Raw genomic sequence first — 12853 nt, 5'->3', positions numbered from 1 at the left:
GACCGTCCTGTCAGATCTTGTACTCGGCGTGCGGCGTGGCCCTTGACCAGACCGCCCCGAAGGCTTCAGCGCAGAGCTTCGCTGAGACCGAATCGTTGGTGATCTCCTCGCCGAGCGACGACCCGTCGCCCGCAAAGTGATTCCAGTGGACCCACTCGCCGTCGAACAGCCAGAAGTCGTTGCCCGGCAGCGCGATGTCCGAGGCTCGCCGGCGCGGAAGCCACCGCACGTCCTCGCCGGCCGCCACGTTCGTGAACGTCCCGTCGTAGAGGAAGCGCGTGTACTCGCTGACCGGCTCCGACACGATACGCGCCCGCCGGATCTCCACGCCACGGCCTACCGCCTCCGCCACGAGGTCGAGCCACGGGCGCCACCAGGCCGCCCTGTTGGCCGGATCGTGTCGGTAGCCGCCTCGCCAATCGGCGAAGGGGCCGACCTCGTAGTCGACGGCGTAGGAGTCGCGCATCTCCAGGTGGTACGCCGTGGTGCAGCGCTCCATCAGCTCATCGAACGTGGGCTTCGAGGGCATCGCACGCCTCCCTGATCATGTGCAGCATGCGGGCCGGGATCCGGACCACGCCTTCTCCTTCCGGGATTCCCACGGCGTGGCCCGGTACCTCGGTGGCCGCGCACTCCGCCTCCAGCTCCGGCCCCGGCAGCCATCCTTGGAGGACGAGCTCCTGCTGCTCCAGGTCAGCCCACACGGTCGGACTTTGCTTATCTCCGGTGTTGGGGTCGATCCCGACGAACATAAGCGGCATGCCAGCCTCCTGTATCGGCTTGTGCACTTCTGTGCAGCAGCGTTGCGGGCAGCGCGGGCCGGGTCAAGGGCCCGATGTGGCCAACTCCCCTGATGGGTTGGCCTGGTGCACAGATCTGCACATTGCTGGCGGCCGTGGTGCCGCCCTCGTCACGCTCTGAGGACCACCCACTGCCGACGGTAGGGAGCACGGACATGGAGGTCCGCGAGCACAGACCAGACGAAGCGTTCGGCCACACCGAACATCTGCTTCTGCACCAGCAGGTCCGCGACCCTGGCACCGGCCGCGAGGGCGTGTTGATGGCCGTGCTCCGGGAGTTCGTCGGCACGGCGGCCGGGCGGCAGGTCCACACCCGCACCGCGTACGTGCGCGGCGCGGACGGCCTGGAGTTCACCGCGGCCCCGGACACCCTGGAGCGGGCGTGAGCACGCAGGCGCCAGCGGTCGGCCGGGTCTGCCACCGCTGCCACGGCGTGATCCGCGCGGGGGGCCACGAGACCATCCAGGACCCCGCGTCCGGCCCGCGCTGGGAGCACGACATCCGCGACTCCTCGTGCCGCCAGGTCCGGGCGGACGCGCAGTGACCCGGGAGGCTCGGCTCGCTGCGGCCATCGACTACGTCCTCGCCCACCCGGAGGAGCAGCCAGCCGACGCGGTCCCCGCGGACTGGGTGACGTACCTCCTCGACGAGGGCGGGCTCACCAAGCACGGGGTCCTCTGCTTCCACTTCCAGGCCGAGGGCCGCCGGACGCCGGCCGCCGAGGAGGGGCTCGCCGCGTGGGCTGCCGCGCGCGACCTCGACCCGGCGGCCCCGTGGCCGAAGGCCGTCGCCCTCGCCCGGGCGCTCCGCCTCCTGCTCGCCGAGGAGGAGGCGCATCAGGCTCGGCGCCGCGCACGGCAGGAGCAGGCCCGGTGACCGAGTGGCCGCGCCAGGCCCTTTACGTGCTGATCGTCCTCGGCATCCTCGCCGTGATCGTGATCGGCACCTACTGACCCCCGCTCCGGCCGCCATCTGTCCAGGACCGCGACCGGAGCGGGTCCCCCTTGATCGGAGATCGTGTGATCACTACCGAGTTCGTAGCGACCGGGACCGACGTCACCACCTGCGAAGCCTGTTGGCGGGCGCCGGTCGAGGCCGCCCGCGTCGGCCAAGGGCCACGCACCCTTCTGTGCCTGGACTGCGCCGAGGCCAGCCACCCCGCGCGGGTCGACCTGTTCCCGCCGCTCGGCGTGTACGGGCTCACCGCGGCGAAGGTGAGCATGGGCAAGCACGCGGGCGGGCCGCCGCAGCTGCCGCCGGACCCCGGACCGGCTCTCCCCTCGCCCCCGCCCACCCCGACCCCTGGACGGCCCCCCGTATAGACCTGTCCGGCACTCCGGGCAGCACCGGGCCCCCGACGCGATCCGCACGCGTCGGGGGCCCTTTGTGCAACTGGTTTCAGGGCGGGGGTCAGTGCCCGCAGAACGGCTTGGTCCACCGGCTGCAAGCCTCGCAGTACTCGGCGTCGATGCGCGCCAACAGGTAGCGGATCATCCCCCGTTCACCTCCTCGGGAATCTCGCGGCGGGATGGGTGGATGATGAACACAACCCCTTCCGGTGACCGGAACACGGTCGCTCCCTCGGCCAGCTCATCAGCGAAAACGTCCCCGAGAGGGACCGACGGAAGCGGTGGGGGAGTGGCGGACGAATCGGACAACCACTAGACCGCCCCCAACCACGCGAAGGGCACGACGTAGATGAACTGCGGGGCCCTGGCCAGGAGCAGCCCGTAGAAGACGAGCGCCACAACGGGAACAGCGAGGCGCACTACCAGCGCGCCGAGGGTGGTCACGTCGAACCAGCGGGCAGGCGACTCCAGCAGCAGCCCGTTCCCGTGCGCCAGACGCCGCCCGAGCACGGCCACCCAGGACGCCCGCGGCCCGGTCACAACAGACCCACGATGGCGTCACCCGCGGTCGAGACGACCGGCGAGAGAACGTACCCGGCGACCCCGGCGACACCCGAGGCCAGTCCGAGGCTGATCCCGGACAGGATCGCGCGCAGGATCATCCCGTTGAAGCCGCGCCGCTTGGTCCACACCGCGATCAGGACCACGGTCGCGATGATGACGACCGCGTGCCCGCCGTCGCGTGCAGGCTCACCGGGATGGGCGTGGCGCCGTACGGGTACTCGACGAGCTGGACATCCAGCTTGACCAGCCCGGCCGGTACGGGCACGGGCGCCGCGTGGTGGACGTCCACCAGGTACTCGGCCGGGCCCTCGGGGTGGCCGGCGCACCAGGGCGGACAGGTGACCGTGACCGGCCCGGCATCGAGGGTGGGCACCGTAACGGTGCGGGCCCCGGTCACCGGCCTGTCTCCGCGTCCAGCGCGGCGACGAGACCACGGAGGGCGTGGTCGAGGACGACAGCCGCGGTGAGCACGGCACGGTCGTCGTAGATGTTGGCCTCGCCCTGCTTCGCCAGGGCATCCCGGGCGATCTCAAGGGCGAAGTCCAGCGGGGGGACCCACCGGGCGCCGTCGCGCTCCGGCTCGTGCAGGGGGCTGTACGTGCTCGTCGTCATCGGGCACCGCCCGTGACGCGGTGCAGTACGGCGGCGTCCTGGACGCGGGTGAGGCCCGGCTCGACGACCGGCGCGTGGGCGAGGATCTGCTCCTCGGCGCGCGCGGCCCGGTCGGTGCCGTATCCGTGTCGGCGCGCGGCGAAGGTCAGGGCGAGGGCCTCGCGGACGCTGGCGCGCATGGGGTGCTGGGGGCGCTCAGCGAGGAGGCGCACGGCCATCTGCTGGAGCAGAGCGCGGGTGTCCGCGTCGGGCAGGCGTGTACGTTCTGACATTGGGTTCGGACTCCTTGATCAGAAAGGTCTGGATCAAGGCCTCGGCGGGGTGTTGCTGCACCACGCCGAGGCCGCCCGTCATCTCACGTATGTCTCACAGACCACACGTACAGTGACGGGATATGAGCCCCTGACCGGGATTCCTGCGGGTCCTGGTGGACCCTCTGGAACCCTTGGAAGGTGTCTATGTCGGAAGCGGTGGAGTACGACGTCCTGGTGCTCGGCGGGGGGCCTGCGGGGGAGAACGTCGTCGACCGGGTCCGGGCGGCCGGGCTGAGCGCGGCGCTGGTGGAGAGCGAACTCGTCGGTGGGGAGTGCTCGTACTGGGCCTGCGTGCCCAGCAAGGCGTTGTTGCGCCCGGCGCTCGCGCGCGCGGACGCGCGCAAGGTGCCGGGGCTGGCCGACGCCGTCCGCGGGCCGCTGGACGCGGCGGCCGTGCTGGCCCACCGGGACTACTGGACGAGCAACTGGAAGGACGACGGCGGACGCGACTGGCTCGCGTCCATCGGCGTGGACCTCTACCGGGGGCACGGCCGCCTCTACGGGATCCGGAAGATCGCCGTCACCAGCCCCGAGGGGGAGCACACGGTGCTCTCCGCCCGGCAGGCCGTCGTCGTGGCGACCGGCACCCGGGCCCTGCTGCCCGACCTGCCGGGGCTGGCCGGGGCCCGCCCGTGGACCAGTCGTGAGGCGACCTCGGCCGGGCAGGCCCCGGAGCGGCTGCTGATCGTCGGGGGTTCGGTGGTGGCGGTCGAGATGGCCACCGCGTGGCAGGCCCTCGGCTCGCGGGTGACGCTGCTGGTGCGCGGCGCGCGGCTGCTGCCCCGGATGGAGCCCTTCGCCGGGGAACTGGTCGCCGAGGCGCTGCGGGAAGCGGGCGCGGTGGTCCGTACGGGCGTGGACGTGGAGGCCGTCGTGCGCGACGGGGCGACCGGGCCCGTCACGGTCGTGCTCACCGGCGGGGAGACCCTGGAGGGCGACGAGCTGCTGATGGCGACCGGTCGGGTCCCGCGCACCGAGGACATCGGCCTCGACACCGTGGGGCTGGAGCCCGGCGGTTGGATCGCGGTCGACGAGAGCTGCCGGGTGTCCGGAACCGATTGGCTGTACGCGGTCGGGGACGTCAACCACCGGGCGCTGCTCACCCATCAGGGCAAGTACCAGGCGCGGATCGCGGGGGCCGCCATCGCCGCCCGTGCGGCAGGCGCCGCCACCGGGGCGGACGAGGGGCGCTGGGGCCCGTACGCGGCCACCGCGGACACCGCCGCCGTACCGCAGGTGGTCTTCACCGACCCGGAGGCCGCGGCGGTCGGGCTGACCGCCGCGGAGGCCGAACGGGCGGGTCACCGGGTGCGCGCCGTCGACTACGACCTCGCGCGGGTGTCCGGGGCGGGGCTGTACGCCGACGGGTACGCGGGCCGGGCGCGGATGGTCGTGGACCTCGACCGCGAAGTCCTCCTGGGCGCCACCTTCGTGGGCCCGGGCACCGCCGAGTTGGTGCACGCGGCCACCGTCGCGGTGGTCGGGGAGGTGCCGATCGCCCGGCTGTGGCACGCGGTTCCCGCGTTCCCGACGATGAGCGAGATCTGGCTGCGGCTGCTGGAGACCTACCGGGACGCCGACGGCGCTTCCTAGGCGGGTTCAGGGGGTCGCGGGCCGCGGAGGGGGAGGGGGCGGCTGAGGACGAGGTTGGTGGTGGTGCTGCCGAAGGCGGCCAGCTCGTCGACCACCTCCTCCAGGTGGCCCATCGAGGTGGTCGCCACCTTGAGGACGTAGCAGTCGTCCCCGGTGGTGCGCAGGCATTCGAGGATCTCCGGGCGCGCCTCCAGCAGGCGGCGCAGGGGCTCGTGCCGGGTGCCCGGGCCCGGGTATTTGAGCCGGACCACCGCCAGTACGCCGTACCCGGTCCGCTCCAGGTCCACGTCCGCCCGGTACCCCGTGATCACCCCGGCCTCCTCCAGCCGCCGCACCCGCTCCTTCGTCGCGGAGGCGCTCAGGTTCACCCGTCGGGCCAGCTCCGTGAAGGCGATCCGGCCCTCACGCTGGAGCTCCCTCAGGATCGCCCAGTCCGTTGAATCGAGAGTCTCGGTCATCGGGCCAGAATACCGGCGGATCCACGGCCGAACTGCCCTCGCGCAGGCGGGAATCACTTCTGGGGGTCCCGCCGCCTGGCTAGGCTCGGCGGTGTGAAGATCGGAGTGAACGTCCCCAATTTCGGCCCCGGCACCGATCCGGGAGTCCTGCGCGGCTGGGCCCGGACCGTGGAGGACCTGGGCTACGACCTGCTGATGGTCTCGGACCACGTGGCCGTCACGCCCGACGTCGCCGCCCGCTATCCCGCGCCCTTCTACGAGCCGTTCACCACCCTGTCCTGGCTGGCCGGCCTGACCACCCGGGTCCGGCTCGGCACGACGGTCCTCGTCGCTCCCTACCGGCACCCGCTCCTCACGGCCCGGATGGCGGCCAACGCCAACGAACTGAGCGGCGGCCGGTTGGTCCTGGGCGTCGGAGCGGGCTGGGCGCGGCAGGAGTTCGCCGCCCTGGGAATCCCCTTCGCGCAGCGGGGCCGGCTGACCGACGACCACCTGCGCGGCCTCCGGGAGGCCTGGGCGGACACCGCCGGATACGGGAACCGCCGGATCCCGGTGTGGGTCGGCGGCAACAGCGACGCGGGGCAGCGCCGGGCCGTGCGCTTCGGGGACGCGTGGCATCCGCTGCGCCCCACCGTGGCGTGGCTGCGCGAGGCCGCGGTGCGGCTCGCGGCGCACGCGGGCGACCTGCGGCGGCCCGCACCCGCCCTCGCGCCCCGGATCGCCCTCGGGCTCACGGCGGAGCCGGTCCTCGGGCCGGACCGGCTCGCCGGGCGGGGAACGATCGGGCAGGTCGTCGAAGACCTAGACGCCATACGGCTGTTGGGCGCCGAATCCGTGATCCTCGACCCCTACGGCGGCGATCCCCGCCAGACGTGCCACCCGGAAGCGGCCTGGCAGGCGCTGGCGACGGTGGCCGCGCACCTGCGCCCCGCACACCGCGCACCGCACCACACCGGAACGGAGCAGCAGTCATGACCACAGCCGAGGAACGGGCCCTCCTGCGGCGGGCGATCGCGCTCGCGGGAGAGGCGGGCGAGCGCGGCGATCCGCCCTTCGGATCGCTGCTGGCCGGGCCGGACGGTGCGGTGCTGGCGCAGGAGCGCAACACGACCCGCAGCGACGCGGACATCACCGCGCATCCGGAACTGAAGCTGGCGCGCTGGGCCGCGCGGGAGCTGGACGCGGTCACGGCGGCGGGCACCACGCTGTACACCAGCTGCGAGCCGTGCGGGATGTGCGCGGCGGTCATCCGGCAGGCGGGGCTGCGACGGGTGGTGTTCGCGCTGTCCGGTGAGCAGTTGGCGGGCATCAGGGCGGGCAGCGGGCGACCGCCCGTGCCGCAGGTGGGTCCCGCCCTCTTCGAGGAGGTGCGGGAGACCGTCGCCCGGTACTACCCGCCGTACCCGCGGTAGGGCCGCGGGCCCTGGGGTGCGCCGTCCGCGCGGGTGGTCGACGGCGAACCGGGCGCGCGGTGGCCGGAGTTCTCGACACCCCCTGGATCCGGACGGCCGGAACCGCCCTTCCCATCGTGATCGACATTAGGTTAGCCTTACCTAAGTCGAGATGGTCGGGGCGTGCTCCGCGCCATCCTCAGGCCTTCCCGCCCCTCTTCCCGCGCCCGAAAGGTGTTCCCCGATGAGTGCCGCCCGCCTGCCCCGCAATGCCGCCCGCATCGTCGTCCGTACGGCCGTCGCCGCCACTGCCACCATCGCCGTGGCCCTCGGCATGGCCACCTCCGCCTCGGCCGCCACGTCGACGCGCACGGTCACCGACGGCGGAGCGACCTACCGCCTCTCGCTCACCGCGCCCGGCGCCGCCGCCGCGACGGGCCAGAACATCACCGTCACCGGCAGCGGCTACAACACCGCCAAGGGCGTCTACGTCGGCCTCTGTGCGGTCAACGGCGCCCAGGGCGCCGCCAAGCCCACGCCGTGCCTGGGCGGTTCGGACCAGGCCGGCACCACCGGAGCGTCCCACTGGGTCTCCAACGTCGGCGGCGGCACCCTCCCCAACACCTCCGTCTTCGGGCCCGGCGGCAGCTTCAGCGTCACCATCCACGTCAAGGCCGACCTCGGCAACGGCCAGGTCTGCGGGGAGACCGTGGAATGCGCGGTCGTCACCCGCGCCGACCACTTCAACTCCGGGAACCGCGCGTACGACGTGCACGCCCCGGTGACCTTCAACTAGGCGCCCCGGTCGACCGGTCGATCCTCATGACACTCCGCCATCAGAGCGCCGTCGGCGTCACCGTCGCGGTCACCTCGGTCACCTCGGTCGCCGTCGTCCTCGGCGCGCTCGCGGCGGGCACCGCGGTGTCCGCCGCGAGCGGTGCGCCCGGTGCGCCCGCCACCACCGCGAGCTACCGGGCGGTGGCGCAGTTCACCACCACGGGGCGGCCCCGCGACCTGCTCCTGCACCCCGACTCCGGGAAGCTGTACGTCGGTTCGGCCGATCTGCCGGACACCGCCGGAGCCAACGAGAACGGGCTGTACGTACTGGACCCGGCCGACGGCACGGTGCGCAGTACGGTCACCCAGGCGCCCGGACCCACCGGCGTGCTCGGCCCGCGCGCGGTCGGCCGGTTCGCGGCCCCGCTGCCCGGCGACGGCGCCGCCTTCGTCTATCCGCTGCGCGGCATCGGCGCGGCCAAGGACGGGGACCCGGCCGTGACGGGCGGCTGGCTCGCGGGGGCGACGGTCACCGACGCCGGCCCGGGCACCACCCCGGGCACGCTCCTCGTCGCGCAGGGCTCCGTGCTGGAGGAGGTCGACACCGCCGAGGTGACGGTCCGGCGCTCCCTCGCGCTCGACGGCGGAACGGAGTTCGCCGTCGACGCGGCGCGCGGCGCGGCCTGGTTCGCCGACTACGCCGGCCGGGCGTTGTACCGGGTCGACCTCGCGTCGTTCACGGTCGCCGCCACGGTCCGGCTCCCCGCCGGGGAGGGCTTCGGGGGATTCGTCGAGGTGGACCCGGAGACCGGCGCGGTGTGGGTCGGGCTCGACAACTCCGTGCTCGCGTACGACCGTACGGGCGCCGCCCTCGGCGCGGTCACCGGAGTCGACCTGCCCCGGGCGGCCGCCTTCGACCGCGCCACCCACCAGGTCTTCGTGGTCTGGCAGGACGCGGGGGATCCGGGCCGGGCCGGCAGCGACGGCGACGGCACGCTCACCGTACTGCGCTCGGCGGACCTGAAGGAGGCCGCGCCGCCCGTCGTACTGCCGGGAAACCAGGCGCAGTTGGGCGGGGCCGCCGTCGTGGTGGCCCCTGGCGCCGGGGTGGTGTTCGTGTCCGACCCGGCCGGGGCCCGGATCACCCGGCTGGAGCGGTTCGAGCCGACCCCACCGGTCACCCCAGGTCCCACGGAGGGGAGTTCGCCGCCGGCCACCTCGGGTCCGGGGCCCTCGCCGACGTCCACGCCCGGCCCCACGGGCCCGCAGGGGCCGTCACCCGCGCCGTCGGGTGCGTCGCCCGTCCCGTCCGCGTCCGCCGGCGGTCAGGTGCCGGTCATCACGACCGGCGACGCCGCGGGCCCGGGCACCGCGGGAGGCGGGTCGGGGGGTGCTCCGGCGACCGGCACGGCGGTGTCGGGTCCGGCTTCCGGTTCCACGGTCGGCGGCGGTGGTTCCAGCGCCGCGGGTGGCGCGCTCGCGTCCACCGGTGTCGCTGTCACCGCCCTGGCCGCCGCCGCGTCGGCGCTCCTGGCCGGTGGCGGCTGGCTGCTCGCCCGCAGGGGTCGCCGCACGCCGGACGCTCCGGGCCCGCCGGGCGCCTGAGGCCCGTCGGCGCCCCGCCCCGCCGGCTATGCCGGGAGCGTCGCGCGCCGGTAGCTGCCGCCGTCGCGGGTCCGCGTCAGCAGGCCCGCGATGACCAGGTAGCGCCGCAGCGCGGCGCTGTCGTCGTGCACGGAGAGCAGCGCCCCGTTGACCTCGGGCTCGGTGTAGTCGCGGTCCGGCTCGAACAGGGTCTCGGCCAGGTGCCGCAGGAGCTGGTCGCGGCGGGCCGGCTTGCGCGGGACCGCCTTGAGCCGGCCCGTGGCGGAGAACAGGTCGGCCACGGGGTTCCGTTCGGCGCGGGCGGACGGACGGGGCGGGTGCTGCGTTGCGTTCTCGGACATGAGCGGCAGCCTGGCCCGGCGGCCGGGCCCCGGGCAACCGGTTTTCCCGCACGTGGTCCGCCCCGCACGCGGTTCGCCCCGCACTTGCCTTCTCCCCGCACATGCCTTCTCCCCGCACACCAAAAAGTGACGCTCCTTCATCTTACTGAGTGGTAGTCCCCGCCAGTACCCTCCGGGAACCGTTCCCCGCCTCTCGGAGGAGCACCCATGAAACGCCCCACCGCCCGCCTGCGCACCGCCGTCGTCGGCGGGCTCATCGCCCTGGGCGCCGCCCTGTTCTCCCCCCTCGCGACCGCCTCGGCGGCCCGGTCCGCCGCCGACCCCGTCCCGCTCCCCATCGCGGACTACTGCGGCGGCCAGTGCTCCGACATCCTGCCGCCCGGCCAGAGCGGCAACGCCACCCTCGCCCAGATCCTGCTCCACAAGGCCTTCGGCACCCTGCCCGAGCACACCTCCGACCAACTGGCGCGCTACGCCTCGCTGGCGGGCGGGTACCCGGGCCTCACCGATGCGAAGATCAACGACTTCTTCAACGACGCCTCCTTCGGCGTCCCCTCCGCCCAGGTGGCCTCCACCATCAGCCCGCGCGCCGACGTCACCATCACCCGGGACAAGAAGTCCGGCGTGCCCCACATCAAGGGCACCACCCGCTACGGCACCGAGTACGGCGCGGGCTACGCCGCCGCCCAGGACCGGCTGTGGCAGATGGACCTCTTCCGGCACGTCGGGCGCGGGGACCTGACCCCCTTCGCGGGCGGCGCCCTCGCCAACCAGGGCCTGGAGCAGGAGTTCTGGCCCCAGGCCCCCTACACCGAAGCCGACCTGCAGGCCCAGGTGGACCGGATCCGCACCACCGAGGGCGAGCGCGGTCGCCAGGCGATGGCGGACGCGCAGGCGTACGTCGACGGCATCAACGACTACCGGACGCAGTCGAAGAACGGCCGCTACTTCCCCGGCGAGTACGTCCTCACCGGCCACATCGACTCGATCACCAACGCGGGGGAGATCCAGCCCTTCAAGCTCACCGACCTGATCGCCCTCGCCTCCGTCGTCGGCGGGCTCTTCGGCGGCGGTGGCGGTGGCGAGGTGCAGGCCGCGGTCTCGCTCCTGGCCGCGCAGCAGAAGTTCGGCCTGGAGGAGGGCACCCGGGTCTGGGAGTCCTTCCGCCAACGCGAGGACCCCGAGGCCGTGTTGACGGTCCATGACGGGACGAGCTTCCCCTACGCGCAGAAGCCCGCGAACCCCCAGGGCACCGCGCTCCCGGACGCAGGCTCGGTCGTCGCCGAACCGCTGGTGTACGACCGTAAGGGCGCGGCGGCCACCGCGGCCGCGGCCGTGCCGCCCAAACCGATCAAGCAGAGCATGTCCAACGCGCTGCTCGTCTCCGGCGCGAAGACCGCGAGCGGCCACCCCGTCGCCGTCTTCGGTCCGCAAACAGGCTATCTGGCACCCCAGTTGCTCATGCTCCAGGAGCTCCAGGGTCCGGGCCTGAGCGCGCGCGGGGCCTCCTTCGCGGGCGTGAGCATGTACGTACAGCTCGGGCGCGGCCAGGACTACGCCTGGAGCGCGACCTCCGCCGGGCAGGACATCACCGACACCTTCGCCGTCGAGCTGTGCGAACCGGGCGGCTCCGCGCCGACCACCGCCTCCGCCTCCTACCTGTTCCGCGGGACCTGCACGCCCATGGAGAAGCTGGAGCACAGCAATTCCTGGAAGCCCACCGTCGCCGACGGCACCGCGGCGGGCTCCTACCGGATGCAGGTGTGGCGCACCGCCTACGGCATCGTCACGCACCGCGCGAGCATCGCGGGCAAGCCGGTCGCCTACACCGCACTGCGCTCGACCTACCGCCACGAGGCCGACTCGATGATCGGCTTCCAGATGCTCAACGACCCGGCGTACGTGACGGACGCCCGCACCTTCCAGCAGGCCGCCCAGCACATCGGCTACGCCTTCAACTGGTTCTACGCCGACTCCCGCGAAGCCGCCTACTACAACAGCGGGTCGAACCCGGTCCGGGCCGCCGGGGTCGACCCCGCGCTGCCGGTGCTCGGCCGGGCCGCCTACGAGTGGCGGGACTTCGACCCGACCGTGAACACGGCCGCCTACACACCGCCCGCCGAACACCCGCAGTCCATCGGGCAGGACTACTACGTCAGTTGGAACAACAAGCAGGCCAAGGGGTACGGGGCGGCCGGCTTCGGGATGGGCGCGGTGCACCGCGCCGGCCTCCTCGACGACCGGGTCAAACCGCTCGTCGCCGCGGGCGGGGTCACCCGGGCCTCCCTCACCCGGGCCATGGAGGACGCGGCGGTCACCGACCTGCGCGGGGAGAACCTGCTGCCCGAGCTGATCGACGTCCTCGCCGGCTCGCCCGTCACCGATCCGGCGGCGGCCGCGGCCGTGCAGAAGCTGACCGCCTGGCGCGACGCCGGCAGCGAACGGAAGGAGACCGCCCCGGGTTCGCAGACCTACGCGAACGCCGACGCGATCCGCATCATGGACGCGTGGTGGCCGCTGCTGATCGAAGCCGAGTTCAAGCCCGGTCTCGGCGCCCCCCTGTACGACGCCCTGCGGGCCTCGCTGACCATCGACGAAGCACCCAACGCGGGCCACGGGCCCACCGGTTCGCACGCCGGCTCCGCGTTCCAGTACGGGTGGTGGAGCTACGCGGACGAGGACCTGCGGATGGTCCTCGGGCGGCCGGTGGCCGATCCGCCGTCCCGGGTCTACTGCGGGGGCGGTTCGCTGAGCGGCTGCCGCGACGTCCTGCTCGCCACCCTGAGGCAGGCGGCGGCCGCGACCCCGGCCGCGGTCTACCCGGCCGACGGCACCTGCGCCGCCGGCAAGCAGTGGTGCGCGGACGGCATCGTCCAGCGTCCGGTGGGCGGGCTCGCCCACCCGATGACCACCTGGCAGAACCGGCCGACCTACCAGCAGGTGGTGGAGTTCCCGGCGCACCGCTGAAGCGGCGCACCGCTGAACCGGCCCGACCCCGCGCGAAGCCCCGCCGTCCCCGGTGCGAACCGGGGGCGGCGGGGCGGCGTTC

Annotated in this window: 19 protein-coding genes; 10 read left to right on the top strand and 9 right to left on the bottom strand. The window is 73.5% G+C overall.

Translation table 11 applies throughout. The annotated features are described in order from the left end of the window. Positions 1–10: 10 nt before the first annotated feature. Positions 11–529: a DUF6879 family protein gene (locus ACIQWR_RS12130; protein ID WP_404007231.1), complete on the bottom strand. Its 519-nt coding sequence runs from the start codon at positions 527–529 to the stop codon at positions 11–13. Next, the gene (locus tag ACIQWR_RS12125; protein ID WP_404007229.1) at positions 504–761 is read right to left on the bottom strand and encodes a hypothetical protein; all 258 of its coding nucleotides are present in this window, start codon (positions 759–761) and stop codon (positions 504–506) included. Before ACIQWR_RS12125 ends, ACIQWR_RS12130 begins: the two co-directional genes overlap by 26 nt. 194 nt (positions 762–955) lie before the next feature. Between ACIQWR_RS12125 and ACIQWR_RS12120 the strand changes: the two genes are divergently transcribed. The 4 genes from ACIQWR_RS12120 (at position 956) to ACIQWR_RS12105 (ending at position 2122) form a co-directional block, all read left to right on the top strand. Then, positions 956–1186 (top strand): hypothetical protein, encoded by a 231-nt coding sequence (locus ACIQWR_RS12120; RefSeq protein ID WP_404007226.1) that lies wholly within the window; start codon positions 956–958, stop codon positions 1184–1186. Beyond that, positions 1183–1344, top strand: a complete 162-nt coding sequence (locus ACIQWR_RS12115) for a hypothetical protein (protein ID WP_404007223.1) — start codon at positions 1183–1185, stop codon at positions 1342–1344. The genes ACIQWR_RS12120 and ACIQWR_RS12115 overlap by 4 nt, the downstream gene beginning before the upstream one ends. Continuing rightward, a complete protein-coding gene (locus tag ACIQWR_RS12110) occupies positions 1341–1676 on the top strand; it encodes a hypothetical protein (RefSeq protein ID WP_404007221.1) in 336 nt (111 codons plus the stop codon). The genes ACIQWR_RS12115 and ACIQWR_RS12110 overlap by 4 nt, the downstream gene beginning before the upstream one ends. 143 nt (positions 1677–1819) lie before the next feature. Continuing rightward, positions 1820–2122: a hypothetical protein gene (locus tag ACIQWR_RS12105; RefSeq protein ID WP_404007218.1), complete on the top strand. Its 303-nt coding sequence runs from the start codon at positions 1820–1822 to the stop codon at positions 2120–2122. A gap of 339 nt (positions 2123–2461) precedes the next feature. Here ACIQWR_RS12105 and ACIQWR_RS12100 read toward each other — a convergent pair whose 3' ends face one another. The 5 genes from ACIQWR_RS12100 to ACIQWR_RS12080 are packed head-to-tail and all read right to left on the bottom strand — an operon-like array spanning position 2462 to position 3597. Beyond that, positions 2462–2689 (bottom strand): hypothetical protein, encoded by a 228-nt coding sequence (locus ACIQWR_RS12100; protein ID WP_404007215.1) that lies wholly within the window; start codon positions 2687–2689, stop codon positions 2462–2464. Then, positions 2686–2856: a hypothetical protein gene (locus tag ACIQWR_RS12095; protein ID WP_404007212.1), complete on the bottom strand. Its 171-nt coding sequence runs from the start codon at positions 2854–2856 to the stop codon at positions 2686–2688. Before ACIQWR_RS12095 ends, ACIQWR_RS12100 begins: the two co-directional genes overlap by 4 nt. Then, positions 2847–3086: a DUF6907 domain-containing protein gene (locus tag ACIQWR_RS12090; protein ID WP_404007209.1), complete on the bottom strand. Its 240-nt coding sequence runs from the start codon at positions 3084–3086 to the stop codon at positions 2847–2849. Before ACIQWR_RS12090 ends, ACIQWR_RS12095 begins: the two co-directional genes overlap by 10 nt. A gap of 20 nt (positions 3087–3106) precedes the next feature. Continuing rightward, the gene (locus ACIQWR_RS12085) at positions 3107–3325 is read right to left on the bottom strand and encodes a hypothetical protein (protein ID WP_404007206.1); all 219 of its coding nucleotides are present in this window, start codon (positions 3323–3325) and stop codon (positions 3107–3109) included. Continuing rightward, positions 3322–3597 carry a hypothetical protein gene (locus tag ACIQWR_RS12080; RefSeq protein WP_404007203.1) on the bottom strand — a complete coding sequence of 92 codons (276 nt, stop codon included), beginning with the start codon at positions 3595–3597 and terminating at the stop codon, positions 3322–3324. Before ACIQWR_RS12080 ends, ACIQWR_RS12085 begins: the two co-directional genes overlap by 4 nt. A gap of 186 nt (positions 3598–3783) precedes the next feature. Here ACIQWR_RS12080 and ACIQWR_RS12075 point away from each other — a divergent pair, with 186 nt between their 5' ends. Continuing rightward, positions 3784–5232: a dihydrolipoyl dehydrogenase family protein gene (locus tag ACIQWR_RS12075; RefSeq protein ID WP_404007516.1), complete on the top strand. Its 1449-nt coding sequence runs from the start codon at positions 3784–3786 to the stop codon at positions 5230–5232. On the opposite strand, the gene ACIQWR_RS12070 is transcribed toward ACIQWR_RS12075, so the two are convergent. After that, positions 5229–5690, bottom strand: a complete 462-nt coding sequence (locus tag ACIQWR_RS12070) for an Lrp/AsnC family transcriptional regulator (RefSeq protein ID WP_404007200.1) — start codon at positions 5688–5690, stop codon at positions 5229–5231. The two genes, ACIQWR_RS12075 and ACIQWR_RS12070, sit on opposite strands and share 4 nt — an antisense overlap. Before the next feature lie 93 nt (positions 5691–5783). On the opposite strand from ACIQWR_RS12070, the gene ACIQWR_RS12065 reads away from it, so the two are divergent. From ACIQWR_RS12065 to ACIQWR_RS12050, 4 genes are all read left to right on the top strand, one after another. Beyond that, positions 5784–6665 (top strand): LLM class flavin-dependent oxidoreductase, encoded by an 882-nt coding sequence (locus ACIQWR_RS12065; RefSeq protein WP_404007197.1) that lies wholly within the window; start codon positions 5784–5786, stop codon positions 6663–6665. Then, on the top strand, positions 6662–7102 hold the full coding sequence (locus tag ACIQWR_RS12060; protein WP_404007194.1) for a nucleoside deaminase: 441 nt from the start codon (positions 6662–6664) through the stop codon (positions 7100–7102). Before ACIQWR_RS12065 ends, ACIQWR_RS12060 begins: the two co-directional genes overlap by 4 nt. Positions 7103–7325: 223 nt before the next feature. Next, a complete protein-coding gene (locus ACIQWR_RS12055) occupies positions 7326–7877 on the top strand; it encodes a hypothetical protein (RefSeq protein WP_404007191.1) in 552 nt (183 codons plus the stop codon). A gap of 26 nt (positions 7878–7903) precedes the next feature. After that, positions 7904–9463, top strand: a complete 1560-nt coding sequence (locus ACIQWR_RS12050; RefSeq protein ID WP_404007189.1) for a YncE family protein — start codon at positions 7904–7906, stop codon at positions 9461–9463. A 26-nt stretch (positions 9464–9489) separates the two neighbouring features. On the opposite strand, the gene ACIQWR_RS12045 is transcribed toward ACIQWR_RS12050, so the two are convergent. After that, positions 9490–9804 carry a DUF2087 domain-containing protein gene (locus ACIQWR_RS12045; protein ID WP_404007186.1) on the bottom strand — a complete coding sequence of 105 codons (315 nt, stop codon included), beginning with the start codon at positions 9802–9804 and terminating at the stop codon, positions 9490–9492. A 207-nt stretch (positions 9805–10011) separates the two neighbouring features. Here ACIQWR_RS12045 and ACIQWR_RS12040 point away from each other — a divergent pair, with 207 nt between their 5' ends. Beyond that, positions 10012–12771: a penicillin acylase family protein gene (locus ACIQWR_RS12040; RefSeq protein ID WP_404007183.1), complete on the top strand. Its 2760-nt coding sequence runs from the start codon at positions 10012–10014 to the stop codon at positions 12769–12771. Positions 12772–12853 lie beyond the last annotated feature (82 nt).

The sequence above is a fragment of the Streptomyces sp. NPDC098789 genome (genome assembly GCF_044759975.1).
In the GTDB taxonomy this organism is placed as follows: domain Bacteria; phylum Actinomycetota; class Actinomycetes; order Streptomycetales; family Streptomycetaceae; genus Streptomyces.
This window is presented reverse-complemented; position numbering and strand designations above follow the sequence as displayed.